The organism is Enterococcus hulanensis, from assembly GCF_005405485.1.
Classification (GTDB): Bacteria; Bacillota; Bacilli; order Lactobacillales; family Enterococcaceae; genus Enterococcus_A; species Enterococcus_A hulanensis.
Genome location: NZ_BJED01000009.1, coordinates 174,408 through 188,469 on the forward strand (window position 1 = coordinate 174,408; position 14,062 = coordinate 188,469).

The window sequence follows — 14,062 nt, forward strand, 5'->3', positions numbered from 1 at the left end:
CCTATTTCGCTAAAAGACTCATGAAGTCTTCTGCTTTGTCACTTGGGACCATTTGGGCAATCAAGTGAACACCTTTACTATTTAATTCCTTAAATACCTCTACATCTTGATCAACTACATTGATTGATTTCGTGATCGAGCGCGTTTCATTTGTTTGTGACATATTGCCAACGTTGATTTCTTCGATCGGTACACCTAATTCAACCAGCTTTAATAGGCGGTCTGGTTTGCGCACGACGATCAATAGCCGTTGGGAGTCATATTTTCCGGCCAAAATATTATGTGCTGCTTTTTCAATTGGCAAAACACTTAATCTAACACCCGCTGGAGTTGCTAACTTCAATCCGCTTTTTTCGATATCATTTTGAGCGACTTCATCGTCAATCACCATAATGCGTGAAATGTTCAATTTGGTCGTCCATAAATTTGCTACTTGTCCGTGAATCAAACGTCCGTCAATCCTTACTCCGATAATACTCATGTTTATCCCTCTTTCATGTTTTTATATAGTGGTGCTTTAATTAACTGAATCGTTGGCTGATACATGCCTTCTGTTTCGAAGATAACGATTTCATTCATTCCTTCATTCAATAAACCTTTAGGAATATATAATGAAAGTGTTGGCCCTACTTCCCAAAAGCGTCCGATATTGGTTTGATTAACGAAAACAACACCTTTGCCAAACTGCGACAAATCAATAAAGCAATCTTCAATTTCAGTCAAAGGAACTTCATAGCGATAGAAGCTTGGTTGATTCGGCTGCCATTCTTTTGAATAATCAACGTTCTCACAAGAATCCAGCGGCAAACAATACTGTCTCCAATTGGTAATAAAATGTATATCCGCCATCACTCCAGTGCGTATGCCTTTTTTCTGGGTGTCTGCAAATAATTTATGGCCATAATTGACTCTGCCCATATTTTCAATCAAAATATCGATTTGATTGTTTGCTTGGGACAGTTGAACATTAATATCTTCACCTATCTCAGTTTGATACTGTGTCGCCTGCAGCTCATGATTTACAAAAAGCTGACTGCGGTCACGTCCATCAATCACCCTTAATCTTTCCTCTGCTGCGTCTTTTTCAATCATCGTTCGATAAAGCAGGTAGCCCGTATTTTGTCCCAACTCCTCCATCGTTTGGGGATACTTCGACTGAGTTGGTTCACTTATGGTTTCTAACGTAGCAAAAAGACTCACTTTATCCGTTAGCGGAATATTTTTCTTTTCCAATGATTTCTTGACCAAAGGTTCCTTTTGATGAAGCTCAGGATAATTTTCGCGAAGCATTTTCTGCAGTGCAAAATATTTCTCGGTCGGATTTCCCTGTTCGTCTAATGGTGCGCCATAATCATAAGAAGTGATTTGCGGCAAATCGATCACTCCGCGAGCAGAACAGCCATTCATAAACCCAAAGTTCGTTCCGCCATGGAACATATATAGATTGATGCTCCCTTGTGCCAGAACCTCTTTTACTGCCTCAGCCAATTCCTGCGGAACGCGTTGGATGATCGGTTCTTTCCAACGATTGAACCAGCCATCCCAAAATTCCATACACATCAGCGGCCATTTCTTGTCATATTCATCGAAGAAATGCTGCATCGAAGCAAAATTTTCTTTTGCCTTAGAACCAAAATTACCAGTCACTAAAATATCTTCGTCAATCATGCTGCCGGCTCTCAATGTCCCGCGCCAAGGTCCATCCGATGTAAAGAATGGAACAGTTATCCCCCGCTCACTCAGCAAATCACGGACCGTACGTAAATACTCTTTCTCTTCTCCATAAGAGCCATATTCATTTTCAATTTGAATCATCAAGATGTTGCCGCCATTAGAAAGCTGATGAGGTACGATTTTTTCCAGCAATACATCATAATAATCTGCCACATGCTTCAAATAGACAGCATCATTTGAACGAATACGAGCGGGTTCATTCAACAGCCAAGCTGGAAATCCGCCAAACTCCCACTCTGCACAAATATAAGGCGACGGTCGAACGATCGCATATAAGCCTAATTCCTGTGCAGTCGATAAAAAGCGTTCCAAATCTAAAATGCCGTCAAAATCAAACTGATTCTTTTTTGGTTCATGCAAATTCCATGGTACATAAGTCTCGACGGTATTAAAGCCTAGAGCTTTCAAATTATAAAGCGAATGGTACCAGTCTGAAGGATTCACTCGAAAATAATGAATCGCTCCTGATAAAATCTTAAACGGTTCGCCATTCAGAAGAAAATCTTCCTTAATTTCAAAAGTATTCACACACTCACTCCTTTTTTTGAAAGCGTTTTTAGTATATTAATATACTAAATAATTCTAAATGAAAAGTCAACCGTTTCTATTTTCTCGCGTTGTGTTAAAATCAAGCCATAAAGGGAATTTGAAAATCTCTAATGAAATTTTTAGTCCCTATTCATTTTTTGGAGGAATCATATGGCAATCCCTAAATACCAACTTATAAAAGATGAGCTTAAACAGCAGATCATTTCCGGTAAATTTGAAAATGGTGATAAATTTTATACCGAGGCGGAACTTGCTGAAATGTTCAAGGTCAGCTCGATCACAGTCATTCGGGCGTTAAATGATTTAGTTAAGGACGGGTTTATCGTCCGGCATCAAGGCCGCGGCTCTTTTGTTTCGCGGGCGCGTAAAGGAAAATTAGTTGAGTTTTCCGATATTGAATTATTCCCGATCAGTCATGATCAGGTACAGGTCTTATCGATCGAACGCGGCAATGATCCTAAATTTTTAAGCAAATTAGGACTGCCGGACACCGTTTTTTATTACTGTATCGAACGGCTGCGGACAACTAAAGGTATTCCCTACATTTATCAGCGAACGTATTTACCCGAGCAATATGTGAACTCAAATTATCCAGATTTGAGCTATTATAATTCGATTTATCAACGTTTCAAATTGGATTACAATATTCACATGAATGAAGAAGATTTCACTGAGACAAATGAGATCAAATTTCCTACGCCTGCTGAAAAGGCGGAGAAATTACGAATCCCTGTCGATGAACCCACCGTTTTACAAGTTCGTGTAACGAAACGAAAAGAAACACAACAAATATTGGAATATGTCGAAAGCTATAAAAAATGGAACTTTTACAAAATTGAGCTGGTCTCAAAAAATACGTAACCTCAAGATCGAGCTAACGCTCGATCTTTTTTACTTCAATTTTGGCAAAATGCTGCTCGACATTGGTTGGATCGACGTGGCCTGTCCTTCTTTCTTGAGCATTGGCCATACCAGTCGCCATACACATCTTTAGTAGTTCCTCAGGCGGCATTGCCTGTGACACCCCGTAAGCGAAGCCCGCGATGGTCGAATCACCAGAACCCACAGGATTTACGACTTTGATCGTGGGGATCGTCACTCGATAAAAATCACTTTTATGCTTAGCGATTGCTCCAGCCTTACCTAAGGAAACAACAATCCATTCGATTCCTGCAAATAAGGGTTGGGTTAAGGCCGTTTGAATGTCGGCCAAATGATCAAGAGAAAATTTTTGCTCCAGCAAAGCTTCCAATTCTTCTAAATTCGGTTTAATTAAAAAGGGCTTTTGTTGGCCTGCCAAGACTTTTCTCAAGCTTTCACCGGAAGTATCGACTAGTACCTTCACGTCTTTTTCATGTGCAGCTTGAACGAGCCTTTGATAAAAATCCTGCGGCAAGCCCTTCGCTAAGCTGCCAGATATGGTGACGATCTCGGTTTGTTCAAGCAGCTCTGCAAATTTTTCTAAAAAGGCGCATTGCTCTTCTCCTGAAATCGTCGGTCCGGCTTCCAAAATCTCTGTCTGATTGCCTTCATGCAAAATAGCAATCGAATCCCGCGTTTCCTCTTTGATCGGTGTAAAGGCTTGTTTGATGCCAGCTTTTTTTAGTTCGGCGGCGATAAACGCACCATGAAAGCCGCCAAGCACACCGGCAGCAAGGACATCGCCGCCGAGATCATGGATCACGCGAGTCACATTAAGCCCTTTTCCGCCAGCCGTTTTAGTCACCTGACTGGTTCGATTCACCGTGTCGATGTTCAACCTTTCCAGCGGATAGGATATATCGATCGAAGGATTCATCGTTACTGTTACTATCACGAGCTCGCCTCCTATTTTACGACAGCTTCTTCGGCCACCTGTACTTTGTCATACCAAGGGCTGGCAGTTTTTGCCAAAACGTTATTCAAGCTTTCGATATTCGCGCGGCCTTCCGTTTCAAGCCATTGGCGAGCGGCCGTTTCACCAGATTCGATGAAGGGTTTCACACCATTTTTCCAAGTTGCGCGTCCACATAAAACACCGTTGAAAGTCGAACCGGATTCTTTAGCAAAGACTAACGTTTGCTGGAACAATTCCGTTGAAACACCGGCGCTTAGGAAAATAAATGGCAGGTTCGTTGCTTGGCTTTGTTCTAAGAAGTAATTCGCGGCTTCCTCTTTCGTGTAGGCCGCTTCCCCAGTTGCGAAGCCTTCGACAAAATTCATATTGACGGGCACTTCAACCTTTAATACATCCACTTTGTACTGTGGCTTCGAAAATTCCTTCATCATTTCATTGACTTTATGAGGCTTCACTTTAGCATATTCAAACGAAGCGGAATCTTCATTTTGAGCATCATAAGAAACTAATTCTAAATAGAAGGGTAAATCTTCCTCTGCACATTCGCTGCCTAATCGCTCGATGAATACATGCTTTTGCTGATTGATTTCTGGGTTTTCATCGACATCATAATAAAGCAGGAACTTAATCGCGTCTGCCCCTTGTTCCTTCAGGCGTAAAACAGACCAGTCAGCTAATAAATCCGGCAAACGTCCTGGTGTGGTTGCGTCATAGCCGGTTTTTTCATAAGCCAGCAATAAACCGGCTTCTTTATGGCGCGCTTTTGCAGCCGGCAAGCCATATTCAGGGTCCAATAAAATTGATGAAGCATAAGGCGTTAATTCACTAGAAACCAATTCCTTAAAGTGTTCAATATGTTCATCCGTCGGCTCTGTATCCAACGCTTTGATCATCTTTTTCAGTGCCCCTCGTTGATCGATCGCCAAGGCGCTGATGATCCCGTCTTTTGTTGATAAGCGATCCATCGCCGCTTTTTTACCTGCTGTCAATATCCGCATGGTTCTTCCTCCCAGTTCGTTCTTACTTGTATTCATGAATCGTTACACCTTTTACCACACGGTTAACCGTTCCCGTTGGTGACGGCGTATCTGGTTTATTGGCTACTTTAATAGATGTCAGCAGCGCAACAGTCTGAGCAACCATGACATAGGCCAAGGCTAGATAGCCATCCGGCAACAATTGTGCGTCAGCTGCGAATTCAAATTTATCGCCAGAAAAATTCCGTTCACCTGGTTGAGTGATGGCAAACACACCGGAAGCGATTTCATCTCCGCGAACCTCTTCTAAGACATCCAAGTCATAATCGCGGGTGTACGGATCATTATTGATAAAGCCGAACATGATCGTTTTTTCATTGATAAAGGATTTGGGTCCGTGACGGAAGCCCATTGATGAATCGAAGACTGTCGCAATCTTACCTGCGGTCAGCTCCAGAATTTTCAATTGTGCTTCCCGAGTTAAGCCAGACAAGCTGCCTGAACCAACATAAACGATCCGTTCAAAATCAAGCTCTACGATTTTTTCGATCTCATTTTCACGAGCCAGAACTTCTTTTCCTAGGCTGCTTAATGTCGCAACATACTTTTGTTTTTCCGTTAAAGCGGTTTGGTCAAAAGTCAATAATGCGCCTAATGTCATACATGAAAAGCTGCCGGTCATCGCGAAACCATCATCATTGGAACGAGGTGGCATCAGGAATAAGAAGCTGTTGGCATCACTTTTACTGATTTGAGCCAATTGTCCTTCTGCGGCACAAGTAATCGAGAGATGATGGATCGTGTCAACGACGTGATTTGCGATCTCAACTGCGGCTAAACTTTCAGGACTGTTTCCGCTTCTGGCAAAGGAAACGAGCAGAGTCGGTTCTTCTTTGATCAGATATTCCTGCGGTTCTGCCACGATGTCGGTCGTCCCGATACTTTCAAAGCTAAACTCTTGTATGTTTCCATGCTTGCGCAAGTAGGGAACAGCTGTGTCACCAACATATTGCGACGTTCCTGCACCGGTAAAGACCACGCGGGTCCGTTTGCCTTGCGCTTGCTTTCGAACTTCTGCTAAAAATTCTGCTAATTCTGTTTGTAGTGTTTGATATCCTTCAATGGTCTCTTCCCATAATTCAGGCTGTTGGCGAATCTCACGAGTCGTGATCTCAGCGCCCAGCTGTTCTAACTTTTCTTTTGCTACTGTAAACATGCTTCGACACTCCTAACTATTTCGAATATGGCGAATCTGATAATGAAATTGATCCGCACGAGCGACACTCAAAGTAAATTCAATCATTTCATTTTTCATATTATAGGTCTGACGAGCTAAATGAAGGACTGGTGCCCCTTCATGGATCATCAGCTGCTTCGCGTCATCCTTTGAAGCGATACTGGCATACAATTCCTCATCGGCTAAGCGAACGGTTTGATCGAAATCCTCTGAAAATAGATCATAAAGCGGTTTGCTCCGTAAAAGCTGGTCGTCCAAGGACAAGAAAAACTTCACCGGCAAATAAGTATCTTCGATCATCAAGGGCTCGCGGTCAGCGATACGCAGCCGACTTAGTTTAAAGACAGCCTCGCCTAGCGAAAGATTGAGATGCTGAGAAATAAATTTGTCTGCTTCGATTTTTTCAAAAGATAAGATCCTCGTCTCTGGATGGCGTCCGAGACTTTTCATCTGTTCCGTAAAACTATAGGCGCCCGCTAAGTCTGCCGCATCTTGCTTGATATCGGAGACAAAGGTACCTTTTCCGTGACGGCGATAAATATAACCGGTATTTTCCAATTCCTGCAGAGCTAAGCGAACCGTCGTCCGGCTAACTCCGTATTGTGCTGTCAATTCTCGTTCAGACGGCAGCTTATCATGAGGAATCATGCTTGTTTCCATCCGTTCCTTCAATAGATCGACAAGCTGATGATACAAAGCTTTGTTTTTAAAAGAATTTTCCATGGGATTCTCCTTCTTTATGACTGGTTATAACCACAAACCAATAGTAAGGTGGTTTTTAAAAGCTTGTCAATAAAAAATCTTGTAAAAAAATTCATTATAGCTACAATCATTGAATTAACAACGTTTACTCTGACTCATTCTTTTGCAATAAACACTTTAACTTCCTCACGTCGCTTCGATTTCCAGAAAAAATAAACAATAATCTAATACCAGTTAAGGAAATAGTCAGCCAATCTTCTGTTTTTAAGCATAAAAAAAGTGCCGACACGCTGGTCAGCACTTTTGCTACGATTACATTGTTTATTAAAAAACCAGAACCGGCGTTCCAACCTCAAGGATCGGATAGAGTTCATCCATTTTAGCCGGCGGGGTATTGATACAGCCATGGGAACCACGATACAGCCACAAATCGCCCCCATAGGCATATTGCCAATCAGAATCATGAATACCGACACCTGTCTTATCGATCGGCATCCAGTAACGGACCGGACTTGCATATTTAGAGCCGTCATCGTTCAAGCCTCGCAAAATTTGATCCGTTGATTTGCTCGTCACGTAATTCACTCCCGGCGGAGTCGGCGTCGACGGCTTTCCGCTGACGATATCTGTTTCAAATTGAAGTTTTCCTTCTTTGTAATACCACATATATTGATTTTGCAGATCTACTTCCACATAAGTATTGCCGATACTTGTCTGAATATCTGGGACTTCACTTTCGACGACTGGTGTGCGGTTGAAATTCTTCCCTTTTAAAATCTGAGCACTTAAAGCCGCCACCTCTGAAGGAATATCGATCGTCCAGCTATAGATACCGACTGGTACAGCAACTTCTCCACGTTTGGTACTGTTAAAAGGTGTGGGATTTTCCATAGTATTGTATTCAGCATTTAAGTTGGTGACAAAAGCCGTAACCTTCTCTTGATCAAGCTGTATATCCGCTTTTTCATCCGTTGTTAACCAACTTGCAAGTTCTTCGGCAGGAATGGCAATTTGCTTCCCGTTGATCGTATAACTCGCCTTTATTTTAGCCAACTGGTTCATTTGGTCTTTTAATTTTTTTAACTGGCTATCATCTTTAGTCAGAATCGGTTGTGCATAATAATCCTCGACGTTGACTGTCTGCTTCCCATTTTCTAGATTTTTGATGAGAGCCTTTTGTGCAGCAGCGACATCGATCGTATCTCCCTGTTTTTCGGGAACGATCACAAAATCGCCTTCACGCCATTCGATCTTCGCATTGGTTGTCGGTGTACGCGTCACGTTCTTTTGCAGGATCTCGTTGCCTAAATTTTCGACCAATTGATCGACATGGGCTTGATCATAGCTGCTGGGAAGTTCGTGCCGACTTCCTAATAAATTGGTTATTCCCCAAGCAAAGGGAGTCTGCTGCTGCTTAATCTTCATGAGTGCAGTCGAATGATCCTTCTGCCAGCCAAGCTCGCTCCGCTTAATTTTCTTCCATAATTTGTTATCAAGCGAAATCGCCACAGATGCTTCGGTTAACTCCGTATTGATTTTTTCGTTTGCCTGTTCAATGGTCAGTCCACCCACATTAATATTATTGACCTTGGTCTTCGGCAGCAAGCGTTCTGCATAATGAACACTCTTATAAGAATAGAAACTAACAAATACAAGTAAAACTACCAAACAAATAATTATGATCCTTTTCGTTTTCTCCTGAAAAAAATCTTCCCCAAACCTTTTCAAAAACATTTCCTCACTTTTCCTGATTGAAATTGTCCTATTCCAAAGCAGCTACCCCTGCTGCCTCAAAAAGGTTAAACCTTTTACTACCCTCATATTCTACCAAAAAAATAACGAGCTATGTCTAATAATTTGTGTTTTTTTTGTGAAATACTAGCAAAACCATCGAAAAAATATTTTTGCAGAGCATTTTCACCTATAATCACCAAAAAAATAGCTTTCAAATAATTGGATCTTCGAGAAAAGAAGTCGAATGTAATCCACGATTTTGTCTGATCGATTATTTTCATGTTTCAAAACTAACATGAAAAAGTCGATCATCCATCCGGCGATTGGGCTGCTCGATCGCCATCTGGATCTTTTCAGCATAAGCTTTGCCTAACTCTCGGTAAGGCTGGCGAACACTTTTGATCTGCGGGCGAACGAACTGAGTGACCTCGCCGCCATCAAATCCAACCACTGTGATTTCTTGATCCAAAATTTTCCCACTATCATAGACAGCCTGATAGCAGCCGATCGCCACCATATCATCACAACAAAAGATCGCACTTACCTCCGAGTGGCGCAATAATTCCGTTGCCCCTTGATAGCCGCCCGCTATAGTCAACGGCCGCTTTTGAATGTACTTTTCTTCTATTAATAAACCGTGATCGATCAAAGCCTGATGATAGGCCTCATAGCGCTCGCCCAAATGATAGTGTTCGGAATTATCCATGATCAATCCAATCTTCCGATGGCCCTTGCCAATCAGCCATTTGATTGCTTGATAAACACCAGTATATTCGTCGATCTTCACGGTCCCATAGTAGCCTTCGTTCAACCCGCGGTCAGCAAAGATTACTGGTATATCCTGAAAACGTCCTTTATGAATACTGTTTTCTTCACTATAGTCATGCGGGGTGAATAGGAAGATTCCCTCCACCGCGATCCTTGCCAATTGTTCTAACAATTCTCGTTCCTTGGAAAAATCGTAGTTTGATTCGCAAATGATCAAGTAATAGCCTTGCTGCTCTACTTGATATTTGATCTCGCGTACGATCGCCGATGCGAATTGTTCTGAGAAATCTGGAACGATGACCCCGATCGTCTTTGACTTTTTGGCAATAATATTAGAAGCAAAATAATTTGGTGAATATTGCTGTTCCTCAATCACCCTTAATACTCGCTGCTTTGTTGCCTCACTAAAACGCCCACCCTTTTGATTAAGAATCTGGGAGACGGTTGTAACTGATACTCCCGCTAATTGGGCGATTTCTTTGATTGTAACCTTCATTTTTCACCTCGTTCAGTCTCTTTTTGTTTACCTTTTCTTAAGAAATATTCCACTGATTTCGCGGATTTTTCCTGACATAATTTTCTGATTCTTTACAGTGAAGTTTCAACATTGCAAGTTTCATCAGCGCTTTCAAAATTGACCGTTCTAAAATAAGGCGTTATTTCCTTATCAGAAAGCTCTTTTCAATCATTCTTAAAAGAGATTAAGTATTTCAAAAGCTCGGTTTTGAGCGCTCTTTGTTACATTTCTACATTGCTTTGTAACGTCTTGTCACTGGTTTATAACCCACGTCATGAAGATGGATGGTAAAGTATGTCTCGTAGTCGAAATGACTGATTTAAATTAAAAACTTTTTTGGAGGAATTTACATAATGAAATTTGGAAAAACTCTTGTACTTACGACTTTACTGACAGCCGGTGCGGTATTTGCACTAGGAACGAACGAAGCACACGCTGCTGAAAACTACACGGTTCAATCGGGCGACACTTTATCAAAAATCTCAATCAAATTTGCTGGCGACAACAGCTTAGTTGATTCAATCGCTGCTGAAAACAAAATTTCTAACGTAGACATGATTTTTGAAGGTCAAAACTTAACGATCGATACAGATGCTAAAGGCAATACAACAGTAGCCCCTGCTCAAGAACAAGCAGCACCCGTTCAAGCAGAACAACCAACTCAAGCGGCTGCTCCTGTTCAAGCAGCAACTCAACAAGCCGCTGCACCTGCTGCTGAAGCAACACCAGCAAGTACGAACTCAGCTAAAGAATGGATCGCACAACGCGAATCTAGCGGTTCTTACACTGCAACAAACGGTCAATACATCGGACGTTACCAATTATCTGCTTCATACCTAAACGGTGACTACTCTGCCGCTAACCAAGAACGCGTAGCTGACCAATATGTAACTTCTCGTTATGGTTCATGGGAAGGCGCTCAAGCATTCTGGCAAGCAAACGGCTGGTACTAAAGAGCTTTAAAAATCCCTCGTCTGAGGGATTTTTTTTTATGCCTCTCTACAATAACTCTTTAATCACTGCAGGAAGTTCTGCAACGATCTCCACGATTTTATCTGCCCCTGCTTCAGCCAGCTCTTGGCGATCGCCAAATCCATACAAAACTCCGATACTCTGCAAATGGTTCGCTTTGGCACCTAAAATATCAAACTTGCGGTCACCGATCATTACTGCAGGAGCCTTATCCAGTTGATTCAACGCATGAGCGATCACGTCTGCTTTCTTTGAGCGTTCTCCAGCCAAATCCGCTCCAAAAATCCCAGTAAAATATTTTGCAAGACCAGTATTTTCTATCACCTGCTCTGCAAAAACTTCTGGCTTCGAGGTTGCTACTGCTAAACAGTAGTCTGTCGATAATTCTGCCAATAAATCCTCAATCCCTGAATACACCGATAACTGTTTGATGCCTTCTTCCCCATAATACTCGCGATAGATCTCGACCGCAGCCTGAGCTTCACTTTCAGACACACCGTAAAGTTGCATCAGCGTATCGGTCAACGGCGGCCCAATAAAACTATGCAATGTCGCCTCGTCGGGAATCTCCAGACCCTTTTTTTCCAGCATATAACGAACACTATTCAAGATTCCTTCACTAGAATCAGTCAATGTTCCATCTAAATCAAACAAAACTATATTTTTCATCGTCTACCTCCTGCCTCCATCCTACTGATTCCATCAGAAAATATCAACCTAAGGCAATATTCTTGCTTAAAAAAGTTATTACACATATACTTACTTTTAGTAAGAACTTAGGAGGAAATTATTATGGACACACAAATTCGCGGATTACATCACGTAACAGCTATGACTTCTAGTGCCGAAAAAAATTATCGCTTCTTTACCGATATTTTAGGCTTGCGAATGATCAAAAAAACCGTCAATCAAGACGATATCGAAACCTATCATTTATATTTTACCGACGACACCGGCGCTCCTGGAACAGACATGACCTTTTTCGATTTCCCGCAAATTCCAAAGGGAACGAAAGGAACGAACAGTATTTCACGAACTGGTTTTCGGGTTCCCAGCGATGCTTCTTTAGACTATTGGGCACAGCGCTTTACAAATTCAGCTGTCGCTCATGGTGAAATCAAAGAACGCTTCGGGAAAAAATATCTCGAGTTTCATGATTACGATGACCAACTGTTCCAATTAGTATCAGATGAAAATAATCAAGGTGTTGCCGCCGGTACACCATGGAAGAATTCAAACGTGCCTGCCGAACATGCAATCATCGGCTTAGGGCCAACGATTGTCACAGTAGCAAAATTTGAACACTTAAAACTCGTTTTAGAAAACCTGCTGGGCTTTGAAGAAACTGCTGCAGAAGGTAGTTTACATCAATTTGAGGTGGGTGAAGGCGGCAATGGTGCTACCATCCTTGTCGATGATCAGCCAGACATGCTTCCCGCGCAAGAAGGCTATGGTAATGTTCACCATTTAGCACTGCGAGTTGCAGATGATGAAGCACTGCGGGATTGGATCGAAAAAATCAATGCACTGGAATTTCCCAACTCCGGATTTGTCGATCGTTTCTATTTCCAATCAGAATATTTCTTAGCCGCACCAAATGTTTTATTTGAATTGGCAACAGATGGTCCCGGCTTCTTGCAAGATGAGACTTATGACCACGCAGGTGAAATCCTTTCCTTGCCGCCTCATCTACAATCAAAACGTCAAGAAATCGAAGAATACGTTCGCCCATTCGATACCTCTGACGCCAATAAAAAACGTCAATAAGGAGAGAGCCATGCTTTTCTATTCAGCCAAAGAACTGACTACGAAACAAAATTATAAATTTCTGACCGGCAGTATCATCCCGCGTCCAATCGCTTGGATCACAACGATCAATCAAGAAACGAACGTGGTAAATGCTGCACCTTTCAGTTATTTTAATGTCGTTGCCAAAGAATTACCGTTAGTCAGTCTTTCAATCAATCGAAACGAACAGCAAATGAAGGACACGGCTCATAATTTACTGCAGCAAAAAGAGGGCGTGATTCATCTTGTTAATGACAGCATATTAACTGAAATGAATCAGTCCTCTGCTTCTCTTCCGCCTGATGAAAGTGAATTGGCTCATAGTAACCTAACAATGATAAATAGCCAAGAAGTCGCTGTACCTGCTATTCAGGAAGCACCGATCCGCTTTGAAGTTCGACTACATCAATATGTACCAGTTAAGGACAATGCTGAGAATATCATCAGCGACTTGTTCATTTTAGAAGTTCTGAATTACTATTTTAAAGAAGAGATTTTCGATCAAGCACAAGAATACATTGATCCCATAAAATTCGATCCTTTAGCGCGCTTAGCTGGCAACACATACAGCCATATCGCAAGAACACTAGATAAAAAAAGACCAAAATAAATAAGGAGCGGGCTCAACGAGCTCACTCCTTATTTTCACGTAAATCAATAATTTGTACATTTCCATCAATCATACCGCTAGGACCCTTCAGTTTGATCAACGACATGCGCGGTTCAAAAATCAAAGACATCTCATCTTCCAAATACAACTTAGAGTGTTCTTTAATAGGAATGCTGCCGATAGTACTATCAACATCTAAAGTATAATCAGAATGATCCTGTTCCTCATCTAAAACAAGCAGACGAAAACTAATATTTAATGCGCAGCTGCCAGCTTTAGAATAACGCCCCACACCATCATCCAAATCTAAAACAATTCGGTTACCATGATACTTTTCAAGTCGTTTTACCAACTCATTAGATATATTTATATACATAATTCTCATCACCTCATGTAAAGCATAGCACGATTCTATTAATCAGCTAAATAGTTTGCTCACAATAAAAAAAGACAATCCATAATGAATTGTCTTTCGAACTCCGGCAGTAGGACTCGAACCTACGACATCATGATTAACAGTCATGCGCTACTACCAACTGAGCTATGCCGGAATAATTACAGCGTGGCGACGTCCTAATCTCACAAGGGGCAACCCCTCACTACAATCGGCGCTAAGAAGCTTAACTTCTGTGTTCGA

The 14,062-nt window shown here is 41.8% G+C and carries 14 protein-coding genes, 1 tRNA gene and 1 rRNA gene; 4 read left to right on the forward strand and 12 right to left on the reverse strand.

Annotated features, from left to right (window positions below):
• Window position 1: 1 nt before the first annotated feature.
• Both FFR60_RS11945 and FFR60_RS11950 read right to left on the reverse strand, forming a co-directional pair.
• The gene (locus FFR60_RS11945; protein WP_137664316.1) at window positions 2-481 is read right to left on the reverse strand and encodes a PTS sugar transporter subunit IIB; all 480 of its coding nucleotides are present in this window, start codon (window positions 479-481) and stop codon (window positions 2-4) included.
• A gap of 2 nt (window positions 482-483) precedes the next feature.
• Window positions 484-2,262 (reverse strand): glycoside hydrolase family 35 protein, encoded by a 1,779-nt coding sequence (locus FFR60_RS11950; RefSeq protein WP_137664317.1) that lies wholly within the window; start codon window positions 2,260-2,262, stop codon window positions 484-486.
• 171 nt (window positions 2,263-2,433) lie between these two features.
• Between FFR60_RS11950 and FFR60_RS11955 the strand changes: the two genes are divergently transcribed.
• Complete coding sequence (locus tag FFR60_RS11955; protein ID WP_088931722.1) at window positions 2,434-3,144, forward strand: GntR family transcriptional regulator; 711 nt, start codon at window positions 2,434-2,436, stop codon at window positions 3,142-3,144.
• A 13-nt stretch (window positions 3,145-3,157) separates the two neighbouring features.
• Here FFR60_RS11955 and lacC read toward each other — a convergent pair whose 3' ends face one another.
• The 6 genes from lacC to FFR60_RS11985 all read right to left on the reverse strand — a co-directional run bounded on the left by lacC (window position 3,158) and on the right by FFR60_RS11985 (window position 10,034).
• Entirely contained in the window at window positions 3,158-4,099 is a 942-nt protein-coding gene (gene lacC / locus FFR60_RS11960; protein WP_137664318.1) for a tagatose-6-phosphate kinase, read from the reverse strand.
• Window positions 4,100-4,110: 11 nt separating this feature from the next.
• Complete coding sequence (lacD, locus tag FFR60_RS11965) at window positions 4,111-5,118, reverse strand: tagatose-bisphosphate aldolase (RefSeq protein ID WP_137664319.1); 1,008 nt, start codon at window positions 5,116-5,118, stop codon at window positions 4,111-4,113.
• Between the two features lie 22 nt (window positions 5,119-5,140).
• Window positions 5,141-6,313, reverse strand: a complete 1,173-nt coding sequence (locus FFR60_RS11970; protein WP_137664320.1) for an AgaS family sugar isomerase — start codon at window positions 6,311-6,313, stop codon at window positions 5,141-5,143.
• 12 nt (window positions 6,314-6,325) lie between these two features.
• Window positions 6,326-7,057 carry a GntR family transcriptional regulator gene (locus tag FFR60_RS11975; RefSeq protein WP_088931718.1) on the reverse strand — a complete coding sequence of 244 codons (732 nt, stop codon included), beginning with the start codon at window positions 7,055-7,057 and terminating at the stop codon, window positions 6,326-6,328.
• A 303-nt stretch (window positions 7,058-7,360) separates the two neighbouring features.
• Window positions 7,361-8,764: a L,D-transpeptidase family protein gene (locus tag FFR60_RS11980; protein WP_137664321.1), complete on the reverse strand. Its 1,404-nt coding sequence runs from the start codon at window positions 8,762-8,764 to the stop codon at window positions 7,361-7,363.
• 283 nt (window positions 8,765-9,047) lie between these two features.
• A complete protein-coding gene (locus FFR60_RS11985) occupies window positions 9,048-10,034 on the reverse strand; it encodes a LacI family DNA-binding transcriptional regulator (protein ID WP_137664322.1) in 987 nt (328 codons plus the stop codon).
• 374 nt (window positions 10,035-10,408) lie between these two features.
• Here FFR60_RS11985 and apf point away from each other — a divergent pair, with 374 nt between their 5' ends.
• Window positions 10,409-11,008 carry an aggregation-promoting factor gene (gene apf / locus FFR60_RS11990; protein ID WP_137664323.1) on the forward strand — a complete coding sequence of 200 codons (600 nt, stop codon included), beginning with the start codon at window positions 10,409-10,411 and terminating at the stop codon, window positions 11,006-11,008.
• A gap of 46 nt (window positions 11,009-11,054) precedes the next feature.
• On the opposite strand, the gene FFR60_RS11995 is transcribed toward apf, so the two are convergent.
• Window positions 11,055-11,696: an HAD family hydrolase gene (locus FFR60_RS11995; protein ID WP_137664324.1), complete on the reverse strand. Its 642-nt coding sequence runs from the start codon at window positions 11,694-11,696 to the stop codon at window positions 11,055-11,057.
• Between the two features lie 123 nt (window positions 11,697-11,819).
• On the opposite strand from FFR60_RS11995, the gene FFR60_RS12000 reads away from it, so the two are divergent.
• Together FFR60_RS12000 and FFR60_RS12005 are read left to right on the forward strand one after the other, a co-directional pair.
• Complete coding sequence (locus FFR60_RS12000) at window positions 11,820-12,794, forward strand: ring-cleaving dioxygenase (RefSeq protein ID WP_137664325.1); 975 nt, start codon at window positions 11,820-11,822, stop codon at window positions 12,792-12,794.
• A 10-nt stretch (window positions 12,795-12,804) separates the two neighbouring features.
• Window positions 12,805-13,425: a flavin reductase family protein gene (locus FFR60_RS12005; RefSeq protein WP_137664326.1), complete on the forward strand. Its 621-nt coding sequence runs from the start codon at window positions 12,805-12,807 to the stop codon at window positions 13,423-13,425.
• Between the two features lie 22 nt (window positions 13,426-13,447).
• On the opposite strand, the gene FFR60_RS12010 is transcribed toward FFR60_RS12005, so the two are convergent.
• The 3 genes from FFR60_RS12010 to rrf form a co-directional block, all read right to left on the reverse strand.
• A complete protein-coding gene (locus FFR60_RS12010) occupies window positions 13,448-13,801 on the reverse strand; it encodes an iron-sulfur cluster biosynthesis family protein (RefSeq protein WP_137664327.1) in 354 nt (117 codons plus the stop codon).
• A gap of 101 nt (window positions 13,802-13,902) precedes the next feature.
• Window positions 13,903-13,976 (reverse strand) — tRNA-Asn (locus tag FFR60_RS12015).
• A gap of 9 nt (window positions 13,977-13,985) precedes the next feature.
• Window positions 13,986-14,062, reverse strand: a 5S ribosomal RNA gene (gene rrf, locus FFR60_RS23235); the annotation flags it as partial.